Raw genomic sequence first — 16,394 nt, forward strand, 5'->3', positions numbered from 1 at the left:
CGACAACGCCCGGCGTGCCCGACTTGCCACCCGCCGAGAACACCGCCAGGATCACCCATGAGCACCGCCTCCTGGCTGGGTATTTCAACCGCCAACTGGTGCATTTACTCAGACGCACCTCGGTCCAGAATCCACGTGTCCATCGCCGCGATGGGTGTAGGCGTTGCTGGCTCCTCTGCCCAGCCGAGTACCGGTCGAGACGCGGCGCTCGAAACCTCCTCGTCGGCTCGCCGATCATCACGCTGTGCCTCGGTGCGGAATCCCAGAGGCTGATGCATCGTCGTTTGTTCGAGCACGGCGCCGCAGACGGGGCAGATGGAGGCGGGCTCGCCGTCCGAGCCGGCGATCGCGAAGGTGCATTGCGGGCAGCGTCGGACGAACGTCGACGGTCCGAGCGGATTGGCCTTGGTTTGGCCGGTCCGGGTGTATGAAGCGAAGCCATTGGCGGTGTACACCCAGCCGTCCTTCGTGACGTGCGATCCGGGTGAGAACATGGACACGGCTTGTCCGAGTGGCCGGTCAGAGACTTCTTCGGGTGGCCGGCCGGCGCCGGGTACGTAATAGAGCGTCCGAACGCGTGTCGGGAAGCCGAACATTGGAAGCACTCCCGCGTTGGCCAGCCTTTCAGACAGATCAGTTTGCGTAAGTAGGGGATCGCCGTACGCGGAATCGATCTCGCTGACGAGGTCGGTCCGAATCCAGTCTCTGATTGCGCTGACATCCGCGTTCGCCACCCCCGTGTAGGCAGCCAACCTTTCTACGAGAGGCGCGATGACCGGTGACGTTGCGAGATAGGTAGCGATCTCGTCTCGGATCCCCGGCCAGTCGTGGACTTGGCCGAAGGACCCGTGGACGGAGGAACGCCCGCTCGGAGGAGATGCCTGTGACCCGAAGGCCTGACGAAGCGCCTCGGCTGTGGCGACCCGGCGCAGGATGAGCGGACGACTGGTATCCAGGAATGGCTGGGGTGGTGGGTCGCCGGTCATGCGCCGCGATTCAACGAAGTAGTAGTCGTCGTGTGACCGATCGCGACACAGGGTCAGGGCGTACGAGAAGGGCTGGTTCGCACGGCCGGCGCGGCCAACGCGCTGCTGATAGTTGAACCGCTGCGGGGGCATGTTAGCCATCACCGTCGAGCTCAGGCTGCCGATGTCGATGCCGACCTCCATGGTCGTTGTCACGCTGAGGACATCGAGGGGAGTAGTGCGCTCGTTCTCGCGCGGCTCCGGAAGCAGGGCACCGCGGAATCGTCGTTGCCGGGCGCGTGCCTCGGATGCAGGGCTCGTCTGTCCCGTCAGTTCGGCGACCGCCAGCCGGCTGGGCTCGAGGTGACTTAGCCGAATGTAGTAGTCCAACTCGGCGAGGACCTCGTGGGCGATCGCTTCGAGCAGCCCAGCGCATGACTGCCGGATGCACGTGCCTGCTGACTCGTGAAGGTGACGCGTGGAGCAACTTGAGCAGACCCAAACCTCGCTGCCGTGGCGACGGAGGATGATTGGAAGGTCTCCCTTCTCCAGGCCGAGGGACGGGCCGTCCATCGCGGGAAGGAGATGGGACGTGACGCGGGCGATCAACTCGTCGGAATCAACGGAGTTCTTTGCGGCCGCGCGACGCAGAAAGTCAATGACCCGCCGCGGCATGATTGCTGCGTCAGACGTGTGGCCGGGAGTCCACCGGTTCGCGCGTCCATAGAGCCGGATGGTGGATGCCAGCACCGAGTCCAGCAGGTCGTCTCCGGTCGGCCGCGGTGCAAGGTGTGCCACGAGCGCGCTTTCGATGTCACGGCCGCGGCCGCCGAGGAGCGCATCGCCTAGTGCCATGGTCAGGTATCGGCGGAATCGCTGTTGGTACTGATCGCGAGTTGGCCCTGGCGGCAGCGGCGTCCACTCGCCGGGTACCGGGGGGTCAAATGCTCGGTACCACGGTTCGCCGTCGTCGAGTTTCATCAGCACAGCACGTTGACCGCCCGGCGGCACACCGAGTGCGAGGAGTTCCCCAGTCAGACTGGCGATGAGGTCCGGCAGCGAGATACGGCGCAGTGAGGCGTTCTCGGCTTCGAACGCGGCGATGGTGGCCAGTGCAGCATCGTCGGCCGCGCCTGCTGCTGCGAGCATGTACGCCCTCATGGCGTCGGGGAACTCCTGCCCCAACGCACTCCAGCGGACGAGGTCGCTCGAACTCAGGGCCCCAGGCTTCGGTCCGTCCCGAAGGATCCGCACGGTGTCGTTCTCGGCGTTGAACGTCTTTTGGAGGAGCTGCCTCAGCAGATCGGCGAAACCGTTCTGCGCAAGTCCGATTGCAGTCTCGGCAGCGTCGTCGCGGCTGTCAGTGAATACGATCGTCTTCAAAGGGCGCCTGTCTGCAGAGACGGCTCGCGTGGTCTCCGAAACCAGCAACTGAGCGGCCTGATCGGTGCCTTGGGTGTGCGCTCGGATTGGTGACCGAACAATGCCTTGACGGAAGCGCTGCTGGACATCGTGGTGCCCGCACGAAGGGCACCGAGACGGGAGGGCGGGCGGCGACCAATCTCCAGCGCCGGCCTGAACGAGCATCACCCCCGTCGCTTCGGCAGCGGGAGCCGGCCGGACGTACCCGAGCTTCGGGCTCAATTCCGCGCCGGCGAAGCTGAACCTGACGTCGACGCTGCCAGGCCCGGCATGATTCCAGTGCGCGGATGGGGGGAGGGACCCCGGTCGGTACCAGAGGTACCTGCTTGCCGCGCGCCGGAAGATGACCTTGTCGCTGTCGGCGCCTTCCGTTGCGGGGGTTGACGCGAGAAATGCTCCGCCGGCCTCCTCGCCGACAATCCAGCCACCGAGGCTGACATCGCCGCAGTGGTCGCAGTAGAGCAGCTCGAGTACCCGGGCGCCGCATTCACAGAATCCGGCTGGCCTGGGATGGAGCTTTCCAACAGCGGGACTAGCGCCGCCGGCCTCCGGACACTGGGGATCAATGCACGCCCACAGGCCGCGCATCGTCCGAACCATCATGTGGCTCCGGAACGGGATCTGCCCTTCGGTGGGGACGGAGCCCAGGCGATCAAGGACTTGCGCGAGAAGACCCTGGTCGCCGGTATCGAGCAAGCGACTTGCCACCTCGCCGAGAGGAGTGGCCCGGAGACCCTGCGCGGGGTCGCCGTCACGGCATGCAACGGCGATCGCCTCGTCAATGCCGGTTAGATCGCCACGCTCGAGTCTCGTCTTCACCTCGCTGGAATTGAGCGGAAGGTCTGCTGAGACGCCGCGCGGGCAGCCGGGCACCGTTACGAACGCATCCCGGCTGGTCCCGAAGAACCGCTCGAGATACTCGGCGCGATCGTCGTCGAGCGATGCGCTGGTGGCGATGATCTTCAACTGGCTGGAGTCTGGTGCGAGCCCGAGGCGATCACAGAGCGCCCGCACGATCATCGAGACTTCGGCGCCCTGAGTCCCACGGTAGAGATGCAGTTCATCGACGACTAGAGAGATGGACCGGGTTCCGTCGGCGCGCAACCAGTCGCGAGTCTTCGAGAAGATCGGCTGCTCGAGGTCGCGCATGAGCATGACGTTCAGCATCGAGTAGTTGGTAATCAGGATGTCCGGCGGGGTTTGGATCATGTCCCACCGCGTGACGAGCTCGTTCTGTCGCGGATCGCTCATCTGCGATGTCAGATCCTCGCCGAGGTCCTTCACGCCGTCGATCTCGGTGACCATCGCGCGGAGCTCGGCCGCGACCTGACTGAGATCGCGGTGCCGACCGCGATCCGGCATTGCAGTGCCGCCCAGCGTCGCGCCCGTATATCGGCCGAACCACAGATTCGGTCCGCCGAGGGCCGCAATCCGTCGTAGCGACCTGCGAAGGCGCGAGACTTGGTCCTCGACGAGCGCGTTCATGGGATAGAGGACGATGGCGCGGATTGCTGCGTCGCGGGGTTCGGTCCGGGTGGGTGACCATCGTTCGGGCCGCGAATCCCACCATGTGTTCGGCTGGTTGATGCCTTGCCAAGAGCGGGCCTCAAGCAGGAGCCTCGCAAGCACCGGGAGCAGGAAGCTCTCGGTCTTGCCGGAGCCAGTGCCGGACGTCACGACCGGGTACTTGTCGCTCATGGAGAGGGTCAGTGCGTCGGCCTGATGCTCACGGAGGAGCATGTCGCGACCGGCCCAGTCGCCGAAGACGCCTTTCAGCAGGACGTCCGCCTCGACCTCGTCGAGGCCGACCGAACGGCAAACGTCGAGGGCAGGGCGAACGTTCGGATAGGGGAGTACCGGCTCGATGAGCGGATCCTGAAACAGGATTCCCGGTCTGGAGAGCAGCGCGCGACGCTCTGCTGCCAGGCCTCTATCGCGCAGCCAGTAGGCAGTGTCGATATAGGAGAGAACGGCCTCTTCAATGGCAGTGGCCACCGTTGCGGGGGCTGGCATGCCGGTTCCTGATGGCACTGACGGTGTCCTATCGGGTGAGTACGTCGAAGACGCGCGTTGCGAGCTCTTCCGGGACGTCCCGGTACGCAACCGCCCCTGAGGCGTGAACGACAGCAGGTGGCAGGCATGAGGCTGCCGTCAGGGCCCGGCCGTAGAGCCCAGGCAGCTCTGCGCCGACGGGCACCATGAACAGTTTCTGGTTCGGGTCGTAGGCGGCCAGCGGCCTGCCGTCCATCAGCGCAGCTAGATGCTTGCTGAGTTGGACCGGGCACCGCGCGTAGGTTCCTCGCTCCAGGTCCTCTGCGGAACGGACGACATCGAGGGTGGCGAACTTGCGGATGCGGTATGCGCCCTGTGCTTCGTAGCTGTCAACGCGCTTCCATGCGGCGTCGACGACGTCGAACCATGAGATGTCACCGCCGGCAGACGCGCTCTGACGCGGTAGTTGTTGCAGGATTGTGCTCATCGGAGGCAGGGCGGCGGCAAGCGCCCGCCAGGCGTCAGGGATGACGGCGACCTCGCATTCATCGGCGACTGAGTGCGTCTTGCTCCCTAGGTGGGTGCCAAAGCATTGAGACGGTTCTTTACCCTCGACTGTGGTGTCCGCGCGGTCTGCCTCGATTGCGTCAACGACCTCGTTGTAGAGCCCAGTCGGCCAGTAGCCATTGAAGGCAAACCGGCCTGTCGCGCAGCCGGTCAGCTGCGTGGGACTGATCTCCCATGCCGCCGGGCGGAGCGTCTTCTCGTCGCGGCGGATGGAGATGTGCCCGAGGGACTCGAGGGTGCGCGCGAACTGGTCGACGAAGAGCCCGGTTGGCTCGATTTGCAGGGCGACCTTCTCCAGCGAGGCCCACGCTCCTCCGCCGAGGTGCTGCAGCGTGTCGCATGCGACGGTCCAGTCTCGGTCCTGGCTCGATGTGACCGCAGGGCTCAGCGTCGTGAGGTCGTGCACAGGGTGCACCTCTTGACCCTCTGCGGGTTCAGCGCCCTGCCGACGCTTTCTGATCCGGGTCGGATACCGCTTCACGAGGCCGCAGGTCTTGCAGCGCCCGTAAACCCACGAGGTCGTCGGACGACCTTTGGAGTCCAACTCCACGGTGTCGATCTCCTGGCGATGTCTCCCCGTTCGGATGCATGAGTCTGAGTCGGGAACGGTGATGCGCATGGGCTGGGCTTCGCGCCGCCTTGTTCCGACATCCTTCGACCAGGAAGGGGCTCGCGGCGGAGTGCCGCGAGGAGCGGGTGGCGGCTCTGGTGAGCCGAATACAGCGTGACCCTGGATCGACATCGAATCCGTGTCGGTGGCGACGCCGAGTGCACCGATCCCCGGCCCATAGCTGATCGACTCGGCGAGATGCCACTGCCGCTCGTCGCGGGTGTCGCCCGACCGCAGGTAGAGCATCGCGCTGCTCGACGGGTCGCTCTGGCCGCTCGGAACAAGTTCGATCCGGTAGTCCCCGTCGGGGAGCTTCAGGCTAGCGAGCGGCTCGATGACGACGCCTGCGCCCTCGTCGGACCACTCAGAGATGTGGCGCTCTTCGAGCTCATCCGACGAACGGTCCAGTTGGACGAGGCGAACGATGAAGCCGCCGTGCGCATCGTTGACCGCTCGAATCTCGGGAGGAAGAGCTGCGTGCCACTTGCCACGAACACTTCCCGGAATTGCGAATCCACCGGACACCTTCAGGGTGGACGCGGTCAGTGGAATGAGCGCGGACAGGTCGTCCATCTTGTTGGCGGGAATCAGCGACCCGGGGTGGTTCAGGACCTCCACGCCGGTGAACAGTGTCCAGCCCTCAGGCTGCCCCGGGTACGGCGTCGCCGCCTCCCACCCAGGCCGGGCGACAACTGCCAAGATTTCCGCTACCCGGGGCGCCAAGCCGTCCTCGACGAGGAGGCGTAGGTCGTCACCCAGCATGATCTGCTGCACTTCCACCCAACGTCGAGAGAGCTCGTCCTCCCTGAAAGCGACGAGCCGCCTCGGGCGACGCTCCAGCGTCACGCCCGAATAGTCGTCGCGCACTCGGAACACGCCGGCAAGAACGTCGTCTGGGCGAAGGGACGATCCCGGTGCCAGGCCGAGAGCACCGGGGACGTCAGGGACGAGGTCGATTGCTGTGCCCGGCTCCGCGGTGAGCAGTTCCATGGACCGGCCCAGTTGGGCCTGAGGGACATAGAAGAGGGCCGAGATTGAGAACCGCTTCCGTGGGAAGCCGCCCAATTCGAGTGTGAGGTGAAGCCGGCCAGTCCCGGAGGATTGACCTGTGCCACGGTCGACCACGGAGCCGTCCCAGGAGGCAAGCGTGACCGCGGCTGCCTCGGCGATTCGCGACCGTGCCTGACCGTTGGACCACAGTCGCGCAAGACTTGCACTGACGGGGCAGTGGGCCTGCTTGATCCAGCTGTCGAGCAGAGGCACTAGGTCGGCCGGGGCGACTTGGCTCCCCGGGGCAAATCCGAAGACCTGGAAGAAGTCCTTCAGCTTCTCTCGGTCATTGCTTCTGACCAGAGCTTGGGAGACCGAGAGGCCGACGTACCGGTGAGCCAAGGAGAACGCCGTTGGGATCCCACGCTCGCCCTCCTCCTGAATGAGCCAGCGGTTGAGCTCACTCCAGTAGCGCTCCGCGACGCGTCGGTACGCCATGCTGAGGGAGGGGTCGTGCGAGCGCCACTGCAGCACCTGGCCGAGGCGGCCAAAGTAGTTATTTGCCGCCATGCCGTCGCCGCCGGCCATCTGCTCGGCGGCTAGAGAGAAGCAAGCAAGAACGCCGAGGATCGGCGGAGGCGTGCTGCGCCCGCCACGGATCCAGCTGCGTAGTCGCGCGTCATGACGGGCGAATACCCGGGCAGGGCCTTCCGAGCGATCCAACGTGCCGCTGACGACGTCGCAGAGTGCGTCAACGGCAGCAACGCTAGCGACGTCGATCTTGGCAGCGAGGTCGTTGACGAGATCGTCCTCAAGGTCGAGGTAGACAGGACGTACTTCCTCGGAGCGCGCAAAGATGACCTCAGCGATCGCGTCGTTCCAGCGGTCGTACTCGCTCCACGCATCCACAGCAACATCCCTCCCAGTCTGGAACGTACAGAAGCCCCGGACTGATCTGGGCGGATTGGGCAAAATAGGGTCTAAGGCGCGGAGCGAGATGGACGACAGAAGGACCCGTGGGCCCAGTCACCGCTAGCTCCTGGCCCTGATCGGTGGCTACTGCCCGGCGGGCAGACCGCGAACACACCTACCAACGGAATGAAGGGGGCGCTCGCCCTGGAGGGGGAAGGTGCCGTTACCTATGGTGGAGCCAAGGGTGTGATCCGTCAGGACATCCCGGACAGGTCTCTCAAGACATCCCGGACACCGACAGGGGGCCGCTGAGAGGTGTACATACACCTCAGGGAAGCGTCCGGGTCATGTCGAAGGCCCGGCTGGTCATCACCGCGATCGAGATCGAGGGCCGCAAGGTCGCCGAGGTGGCGGGTACCTACGGTGTCTCCCGCTCGTGGATCTATGAGCTGCTCGCCCGGTACCGCGTTGAGGGCGACAGGGCGTTCGAACCACGCTCACGGCGACCCAGGACGAGCCCGAGCGCGATCGTGCCGACGACGATCGACCTGATCGTCCTGCTGCGTAAACAGCTGACCGAAGATGGCATGGACGCCGGACCAGAAACGATCGCCTGGCACCTGCAGCACCACCACCGAGTCCGGGTGTCAACCAGCACCATCGCGCGAACCCTGACCCGGCAAGGCCTCGTTGCCCCGGAACCGAAGAAGCGACCCAAAGCCTCCTACATCCGCTTCGCAGCCGAACAACCCAACGAAACCTGGCAGTCCGACTTCACCCACTACCGCCTCAGCGACAACCCCATCGCCGGCGCAGGCACCGACACCGAGATCCTCACCTGGCTCGATGACCACTCCCGCTACGCCCTGCACGTCTCCGCGCACCTGCGAATCACCGGCCGCATCGTGCTGGAATCGTTCCGCGACACCGCCGCCCGCCACGGCTACCCCGCGTCCATACTCAGCGACAACGGCATGGTGTACACCGCCCGGTTCTCCGGCGGCCGCGGCGGACACAACGCCTTAGAGACCGAACTGCGCCGACTCAACATCACTCAGAAGAACTCCCGACCCAACCACCCCACCACCTGCGGCAAGGTCGAACGCTTCCAGCAAACCCTCAAGAAGTGGCTCACCGCACAACCCACCCAGCCCACCACCGCCACGCAGCTGCAGACCCTCATCGACACCTTCGTCGAGGCCTACAACACCACCCGACCACACAGCTCCCTGCCGCACCGGACCACCCCAGCCACCGCCTACAACACCCGACCCAAGGCCGGCCCCAGCGCCGAGCGAACCAAGGACTCCCACGCCCGAGTGCTCACTGACAAGGTCGACCCCGACGGCAAAGTCACCCTGCGACACGGCGGCCGCATGCACCACATCGGCGTCGGCGCCGAACACGCCCGAACCCAGGTCCTCAAACTCGTCGACGGGCTCCACATCCGAATCATCAACGCCGCCACCGGCGAACTCCTACGCGAACTCACCCTCGACCCCACCAAGAACTATCAACCCCTCGGCAGACCACCAGGACCAAACCAAAAACCAGAAGGCCGGACCCAAATCCTGGGTCCGGCCTGTCCGGTATCTCTTGAGAGATCAAGTGGTGGAGCCAAGGGGACTCGAACCCCTAACCCCCTGCTTGCAAAGCAGGTGCGCTACCAATTGCGCCATGGCCCCCGGTGGTCACCACGCGGCATACGAGCTGCGCGGTGGCCGGTGTCACTTCGGGGTGTCGGTCGCCTCTGCCCAGAGGTCCTTCTCGGCCTGCTGAGCCTTGAGCTTCTTCTGCAGGGCCGCGGCGCCGATGGCGGTCGCGATGAGGATCAGGATCTTCTTCATGGCGGTCGCCTTCCCTCGAAGAGGAACCGCGGGGATCGGGATTGGTGGGCCTAACAGGACTTGAACCTGTGGCCTCTTCCTTATCAGGGAAGCGCTCTAACCGTCTGAGCTATAGGCCCGTGAGCCCAATCTCCGCATGCGCCACGGGAGTGGCGCGAGGCACGAGGTTACCCCACCCTCCGACCGTCCTCCAAAACGGTTCCGAACGGCCAGGTATGCCGCCAACGCACCGCCCGGACCGGCCTCACGAAACGGCGGTTGTGCGGCATACCGACCAGCAATTTCTGCTTGGTATGCCGCGCAACCGCCGTTTTGCGGCAAGCGCCGCGAGGGCCCGGTCAGTCGTCGGTCAGGGTCAGCTGGATGCCACCGACCAGCGAGCTGCAGATGTTGTAGAGGAACGCCCCGAGCGTCGACAGCGCGGTCAGCAGGATCACGTCGATGACGCCAATGACGATCGACAGCGACAGCACCCGGCGGAACCCGAGGAAGTCCATGATGTTGAACGGGTTCTCGTTGTCGTTGATGACCTGGGCGACCACGCTGTTGATCTGCGTGAAGACGCCCATGCCCGACAGGATCATCCACAGCACGGCGACCATGACGACGCCGGCGATGCCGATCGCGACCGAGATGAGGAACGACATCTTCATCGCCGACCACGGGTCGACGCGCGAGACGGTGAGCTTGACGCGGCGCTGCCGGGCCGAGACGCCCGGGCGGGGCTGGGTGGCCGTCGCGCCGGACCCGGAGCCACCGACACCAGAGCCACCAGCCGTGCTGCCCACCGAGCTGCCGGCGCGCGAGGAGGTCGCGGTCGACGCCGAGCTGCCGGCCGAGGACGAGGTCGAGGACGGACTCGCGCCGGCTCCCGAGCTGCTCGGGGTGCCTGACGATCCGCCCTGGCCCAGGGCCGACCGGCTGGTGTGGCCTGCCGTGCTCACTCGTTACCTCCGTCGGTCTCGGTCTCGTCGGACACCTCGCTCGAGGCTGCGTCCGGCGTGGCCTCGTCGTTCGTCTCCGACGGTACGGCATCAGGGGCCTGCGAGTCGCGCTCCCCACTCTCAGGAACGCCGGGCGCGTCACCGCCGGATGCGGCCTCACCGGCGACGACGGCGCCGTCAGCGGAATCGGCCGATCCATCGACCGGTATGCCGTCGCCGTTCATCTGGGGTGCGTCCGTCACCGCGACCACGGAGTCGCCCTTGCCGGGGCGGGCGAAGATGACGCCCTGGGTGTTGCGCCCGCGGCGCGCGACGGGCGCGACCGGCATACGCACGATGTTGCCCTTGGCGAAGACGACCATGACGTCGTCGCCCTCCTGGACCGTCAGCGCACCCACGAGCTCACCGTTGCGCTCGGTGATCTTCGCGACCGCGACACCGAGACCACCGCGGCCCTTGGTGTTCCAGTCGGAGGCGGGGGAGCGCTTGGCCATGCCGTTCTCGAAGACGACGAACACGTCGGGGTCCTCGCCGAGCCGGATGACGCTCATCGACAGGAGCGAGTCCTCGCCCCGGAACCGCATGCCGGTGACACCGGACGTGGCCCGGCCCATCGGCCGCAGCTGGGCGTCGGTGGCGTTGAACCGCACCGACTGGCCGTGCCGCGACACGAGCAGCAGGTCGTCGTCGGCGCTGAGCAGGTCGGCACCGATGAGCTCGTCGCCGTCCTTGAGGTTGACCGCGATCAGGCCGCCGGAGCGGGGGGAGTCGTAGTCGCCGAGCCGCGTCTTCTTGACCAGGCCCTTGCGGGTGGCGAGGACGAGGTAGGGCGACTGCTCGTAGTCACGCAGGTCGAGGACCTGGGCGATCTGCTCGTCCGGCTGGAACGCGAGCAGGTTCGCCACGTGCTGGCCCTTGGCGTCGCGCCCGGCGTCGGGCAGCTCGTAGGCCTTGGCGCGGTAGACCCGGCCGTGGTTGGTGAAGAACAGCAGCCAGTGGTGCGAGCTCGTGGTGAAGAAGTGCTCGACCTCGTCGTCACCACGCAGCTGCGCGCCACGCACGCCCTTGCCGCCACGACCCTGCTGGCGGTAGGCGTCGACCCGGGTGCGCTTGGCGTAACCACCCCGGGTGATCGTGATGACCACGTCCTCCTCGGGGATGAGGTCCTCCATCGACATGTCGCCGTCGAACAGGTCGATCTTGGAGCGCCGGTCGTCTCCGTACTTGTCGACGATCTCGGCCAGCTCCTCGGACACGATGGTCCGCTGCCGGGCCGGGGTCGCGAGGATGTCCTGGTAGTCCTTGATCAACGCCTCGAGCCGGTCGTGGTCGTCGATGATCTTCTGCCGCTCCAGGGCGGCGAGGCGACGCAGCTGCATGTCGAGGATCGCGCGCGCCTGGATCTCGTCGATGTCGAGCAGCTCCATGAGGCCGTCACGCGCCTCCTCGACCGTCGGCGAGCGGCGGATGAGCGCGATGACCTCGTCCAGCGCGTCGAGCGCCTTGAGGTAGCCCCGCAAGATGTGGATGTCGGCCTCGGCCTTGCGCAGCCGGAAGGTCGTGCGCCGGACGATGACCTCGATCTGGTGGTCCACCCAGTGCCGGATGAACGCGTCGAGCGGCAGCGTGCGCGGCACCCCGTCGACCAGCGCCAGCATGTTGGCGCCGAAGTTGGTCTGCAGCTGGGTGTGCTTGTAGAGGTTGTTGAGCACGACCTTGGCGACCGCGTCGCGCTTGAGCACGATGACGAGGCGCTGGCCGGTGCGGCCCGAGGTCTCGTCACGCAGGTCGGCGATGCCGGCGAGCTTGCCGTCCTTGATCAGCTCGGCGATCTTCTGGGCGAGGGTGTCCGGGTTGACCTGGTACGGCAGCTCGGTGACCACGAGGCACTGCCGGCCCTGGATCTCCTCGACCTCGACGACCGAGCGCATGATGATCGAGCCGCGCCCCGTGCGGTACGCGTCCTCGATGCCGCGCCGCCCCATGATGAGCGCGCCGGTCGGGAAGTCCGGGCCCTGGATGATCTTGAGCAGCTCCTCGAGCAGCTCCTCACGACCGATGTCGGGGTTCTCGAGGTAGAACTGCGCACCAGCCGCGACCTCGCGCAGGTTGTGCGGCGGGATCTGGGTCGCCATGCCGACCGCGATGCCGGCCGAGCCGTTGACGAGCAGGTTGGGGAAGCGCGCCGGCAGCACCGTCGGCTCGAGCGTCTTGCCGTCGTAGTTCGGCTGGAAGTCGACGGTGTCCTCGTGGATGTCGCGCACCATCTCCATGGCGATCGGCGCCATCCGGCACTCGGTGTACCGCGGCGCCGCAGCCCCGTCGTTGCCGCGCGAGCCGAAGTTGCCCTGCCCGTCGACGAGCGGGTAGCGCAGCGACCAGTCCTGCACCAACCGCACCAACGCGTCGTAGATCGCCGAGTCGCCGTGCGGGTGGTACTGACCCATGACGTCACCGACGACACGGCTGCACTTGTTGTAGCCGCGGTCGGGCCGGTAGCCCCCGTCGTACATGGCGTACAGCACGCGGCGGTGCACCGGCTTGAGCCCGTCCCGCACGTCGGGCAGCGCGCGGCTCACGATCACGCTCATCGCGTACTCGATGTAGCTGCGCTGCATCTCCGTGTTGAGGTCGATCGGCTCGGTGCGATCGCCCGGGGTGATGGTGGGCGGCTGCTCAGTCATGAATTCCCTTGTCCTTCAATGCTTTTCGCACAGTGTCAGTCAAAAGCTCGTTCGGTATGCCGCGTGGCTGGTTTCACGTGGAACGTCGCCGGCCGCTCGCCAGGGCGACGCGCCCGCGGAGGCGAGCACGCGGCATACGCATCAGATGTCCAAGAAGCGGACGTCGCGCGCGTTGCGCTGGATGAACCCGCGACGGCTCTCGACGTCCTCGCCCATGAGGATCGCGAAGATCTCGTCGGCGGCGGCCGCGTCGTCGAGGGTGACCTGGAGCAGGACGCGGTGGTCCGGGTCCATCGTGGTCTCCCACAGCTCGTGGTAGTTCATCTCGCCGAGACCCTTGTAGCGCTGGACGCCGTTCTCCTTGGGCAGGCGCCAGCCGCGGGACTGGCCCTCGGCGATCATCGCGTCGCGCTCACGGTCGCTGAACGCGAACTCGTGCTCGTGGTTGCTCCACTTGAGGCGATAGAGCGGCGGCTGCGCGAGGTAGACGTAACCGGCCTCGATGAGCGGGCGCATGAACCGGAACAGGAGCGTCAGCAGCAGCGTCCGGATGTGCATGCCGTCGACGTCGGCGTCGGCCATGAGCACGATCTTGTGGTAGCGCGCCTTGGACAGGTCGAAGTCCTCGCCGATGCCGGTGCCGAACGCACTGATCAGCGCCTGCACCTCGTTGTTGGCCAGCACCTTGTCGATGCGGGCCTTCTCGACGTTGAGGATCTTGCCGCGGATCGGCAGGATCGCCTGGGTGTGCGGGTTGCGGCCCTGCACGGCCGAGCCGCCGGCGCTGTCGCCCTCGACGATGAAGACCTCGGAGATCGACGGGTCCTTGCTCTGGCAGTCCTTGAGCTTGCCGGGCAGGCCGCCGGACTCGAGCAGGCCCTTGCGCCGGGTCGCCTCGCGCGCCTTGCGGGCGGCCATGCGGGCGGCGGCGGCCTGGATCGACTTGCGGACGATGTCCTTGCCCTCGTTCGGGTGCGCCTCGAGCCAGTGGCCGAACTCGTCGGTCATGGCCCGCTGGACGAAGCCCTTGACCTCGGAGTTGCCGAGCTTGGTCTTGGTCTGGCCCTCGAACTGCGGCTCGCCGACCTTGACCGAGATGACGGCGGTGAGACCCTCGCGGATGTCGTCTCCGGTGAGGTTGTCGTCCTTGTCCTTGAGGAGGTTCTGCTTGCGGGCGAAGTCGTTGATGAGCTTGGTCATCGCCGCCCGGAACCCCTCCTCGTGGGTGCCGCCCTCGTGGGTATTGATGGTGTTGGCGTAGGTGTGGACCGACTCGGAGTAGGCCGTCGTCCACTGCATCGCGAGCTCGAGGCTGAGCTGGCGGTCGGTGTCCTCGGACTCGATCGAGATGATCTCCTTGTTGACCGGCTCGGCCCGCTTGGACCCGACGAGGTGGGTGACGTAGTCGACCAGGCCGTTGTCGTAGCGGTAGGAGACCGCTCGGGTCTTCTTCTCGGTCTCGTCGACGACGTCGTCGCCCTCGGCTGCCGCATCCGCCTCGTCGGCCGGCTCGCGCTCGTCGACGAGGTTGATCGTGAGGCCCTTGTTGAGGAAGGCGTACTGCTGGAACCGCGCCCGGATCGTCTCGAAGTCGTAGGTCGTCGTCTCGAAGATGTCGGGGTTGGCCCAGAACGTGATGGTCGAACCCGTCTCGTCGGTCGCCTCCTCCTCGGCGAGGGGAGCGACCGGCACACCCTGGTCGAACGACATCCGGAAGACGTGGCCGAGCTGGCGCACCTCGGCGTCGAGCTTGGTCGACAGCGCGTTGACGACCGACGAACCGACGCCGTGCAGACCACCGGACACCTTGTAACCGCCGCCACCGAACTTGCCACCGGCGTGCAGCTGGGTGAGCACGAGCTCGACGGTCGAGATGCCGTACTGCTCGTTCATGCCGGTCGGGATGCCACGGCCGTTGTCCTTGACCCGCACCCCACCGTCGGCGAGCAGGGTGACGTCGATCGTGTCGGCATACCCGGCCAGCGACTCGTCCACGGCGTTGTCGACGATCTCCCACACGAGGTGGTGCAGGCCGCGCTCGCCGGTTGAGCCGATGTACATGCCGGGACGCTTGCGGACCGCCTCGAGGCCCTCGAGCACCTGGATGGCGCTGGCGTCGTAGTCGGCGCCCGGCTCGACGCCAGCGAGCTCGGCCTCCGCGTGCGCGCGGGCCGCTTCGGCCTCGGCGGCCGTGAGGTGCTCGGTGGTGTCGGGTCCAGTGGCGTCGGGTCCGGTGTTCTCGCCGGGGGTGTCGTTCTGGTCGTGGCGGTCGAACTGCTCGGGCACGGTGCTCCTGTTCGCTGGTGGCGCGACGAACGGCTCTGGTGGTGCCCGGGCTGCTCGTCGAACCCTGCTCATGGAACGCGACCAGCCTGGTGGACCAGCTGGCCGCGAAACTGCTCCCAGTCTACCCGTCGCCGGTGTCAGAACTAGCGTCAGGAGGCCCGTGAGCCCACCTTTGCGCGAAATTTACGCGGCAATGTGCATCGGGGATCGTCACCCGACCCCTGAGCGCTTCATTTCGGCGATTTCCCGGTATGCCGCGTGGTCACCTTGACGTGGCCCGTCACCTGAGTGCCCGAGGACTTCGCTCGGGAACCTTCAGCCTCACTCGCTCTACTGGACCGAGTGAAGCCAGCTTTCGCGCTTGACGCGGAAAAGTTGAGGCGCGCAGGAGGTCAGGGAGACGGTCGGTAGAGCTGCACCGAGCCGATCGGGGTGAAGCCGGCCCGCAGCAGCGCGCGGAAGCTGGCGACGTTGCCCGGCGACACGCAGGCGACCAGGGGCTCGCCCTCGGGGACGAGGCCGCGTGCGGCGGCAGCGAGCGCACTGCCACCTCCCTGTCCGCGCCTTGCTGGTGCCAGCTCGAAGCTCAGCTCAGCCAGGCCGCCGACACCACGCGCCAGGGTGAGCACGGTCTCATCGTCACCCTCGTAGCCGTGTACCTCCACCTCGTCGCGTAACGCCAGGGCGTGACTGACCCGCGGGTGGTGACGTAGGCCCGGCTTCGGAACGACCGCGGGGTCGGGGCGACCGGTCCCTTCGACCACGAGCACGGCATCGAGCACGTCGACCCAGCCCCGCGATCCGGCCAGGCGACTCATGACGCGCGGGTCGTGGGCCTGGCCCCAGCCGTCGACGCCTAGCGCCGACAGCTCGGCATCGGTGACGTCCGACGGCGCGACCACGGCGGCCCGTCCCGTCACGGCCAGGACCGCTCCGAGGCCGTCGCGCCAAGGAGGCATCCGCACCCACGACCCGTCGACGGCACCGTGCGGCGCGTGCCACGCGCTGAGCAGGAACTCGGCCACCGGGTGCCGCTCCAGCGACCCTCGGGCGGCGTCGGCTTCAGCCCCGGTCGGCCGGTCCATCAGCATGGCCGCATCGTGGCAGATGTCGCAGCTGGGTCGCGCCCGACTGAGGAACCGGCCTGCGCACTTCGCTCGGGAACCTTCAGCTTC

Annotated in this window: 7 protein-coding genes, 2 tRNA genes and 1 pseudogene; 1 reads left to right on the plus strand and 9 read right to left on the minus strand. The window is 66.6% G+C overall.

Annotated elements, in window-relative coordinates:
- Positions 1-104 precede the first annotated feature (104 nt).
- Positions 105-4,400: a DEAD/DEAH box helicase gene (locus HJG52_RS18720; RefSeq protein ID WP_206071156.1), complete on the minus strand. Its 4,296-nt coding sequence runs from the start codon at positions 4,398-4,400 to the stop codon at positions 105-107.
- A gap of 28 nt (positions 4,401-4,428) precedes the next feature.
- The gene (locus HJG52_RS18725; RefSeq protein WP_171245165.1) at positions 4,429-7,455 is read right to left on the minus strand and encodes a hypothetical protein; all 3,027 of its coding nucleotides are present in this window, start codon (positions 7,453-7,455) and stop codon (positions 4,429-4,431) included.
- Positions 7,456-7,805: 350 nt separating this feature from the next.
- On the opposite strand from HJG52_RS18725, the pseudogene HJG52_RS21945 reads away from it, so the two are divergent.
- Positions 7,806-8,660, plus strand: a pseudogene (locus HJG52_RS21945) (DDE-type integrase/transposase/recombinase); the annotation flags it as partial.
- A 407-nt stretch (positions 8,661-9,067) separates the two neighbouring features.
- On the opposite strand, the gene HJG52_RS18735 reads toward HJG52_RS21945, so the two are convergent.
- The 7 genes from HJG52_RS18735 to HJG52_RS18760 form a co-directional block, all read right to left on the minus strand.
- Positions 9,068-9,143 (minus strand) — tRNA-Ala (locus HJG52_RS18735).
- A gap of 42 nt (positions 9,144-9,185) precedes the next feature.
- Complete coding sequence (locus tag HJG52_RS21095; RefSeq protein ID WP_240978247.1) at positions 9,186-9,305, minus strand: DLW-39 family protein; 120 nt, start codon at positions 9,303-9,305, stop codon at positions 9,186-9,188.
- 42 nt (positions 9,306-9,347) lie between these two features.
- Positions 9,348-9,424: transfer RNA gene (locus tag HJG52_RS18740), tRNA-Ile, on the minus strand.
- Between the two features lie 219 nt (positions 9,425-9,643).
- Positions 9,644-10,249, minus strand: coding sequence for a DUF3566 domain-containing protein (locus HJG52_RS18745; protein WP_171245166.1), 606 nt, complete (start codon positions 10,247-10,249; stop codon positions 9,644-9,646).
- Positions 10,246-12,933 carry a DNA gyrase subunit A gene (gene gyrA, locus HJG52_RS18750; protein WP_171245167.1) on the minus strand — a complete coding sequence of 896 codons (2,688 nt, stop codon included), beginning with the start codon at positions 12,931-12,933 and terminating at the stop codon, positions 10,246-10,248. Before gyrA ends, HJG52_RS18745 begins: the two co-directional genes overlap by 4 nt.
- Positions 12,934-13,074: 141 nt before the next feature.
- Positions 13,075-15,219: a DNA topoisomerase (ATP-hydrolyzing) subunit B gene (gene gyrB, locus HJG52_RS18755; RefSeq protein WP_171245168.1), complete on the minus strand. Its 2,145-nt coding sequence runs from the start codon at positions 15,217-15,219 to the stop codon at positions 13,075-13,077.
- 392 nt (positions 15,220-15,611) lie between these two features.
- Positions 15,612-16,310 (minus strand): N-acetyltransferase, encoded by a 699-nt coding sequence (locus HJG52_RS18760; RefSeq protein ID WP_171245169.1) that lies wholly within the window; start codon positions 16,308-16,310, stop codon positions 15,612-15,614.
- Between the last annotated feature and the right edge of the window lie 84 nt (positions 16,311-16,394).

It is taken from the genome of Knoellia koreensis, from assembly GCF_013041615.1.
Taxonomy (GTDB): domain Bacteria; phylum Actinomycetota; class Actinomycetes; order Actinomycetales; family Dermatophilaceae; genus Pedococcus; species Pedococcus koreensis.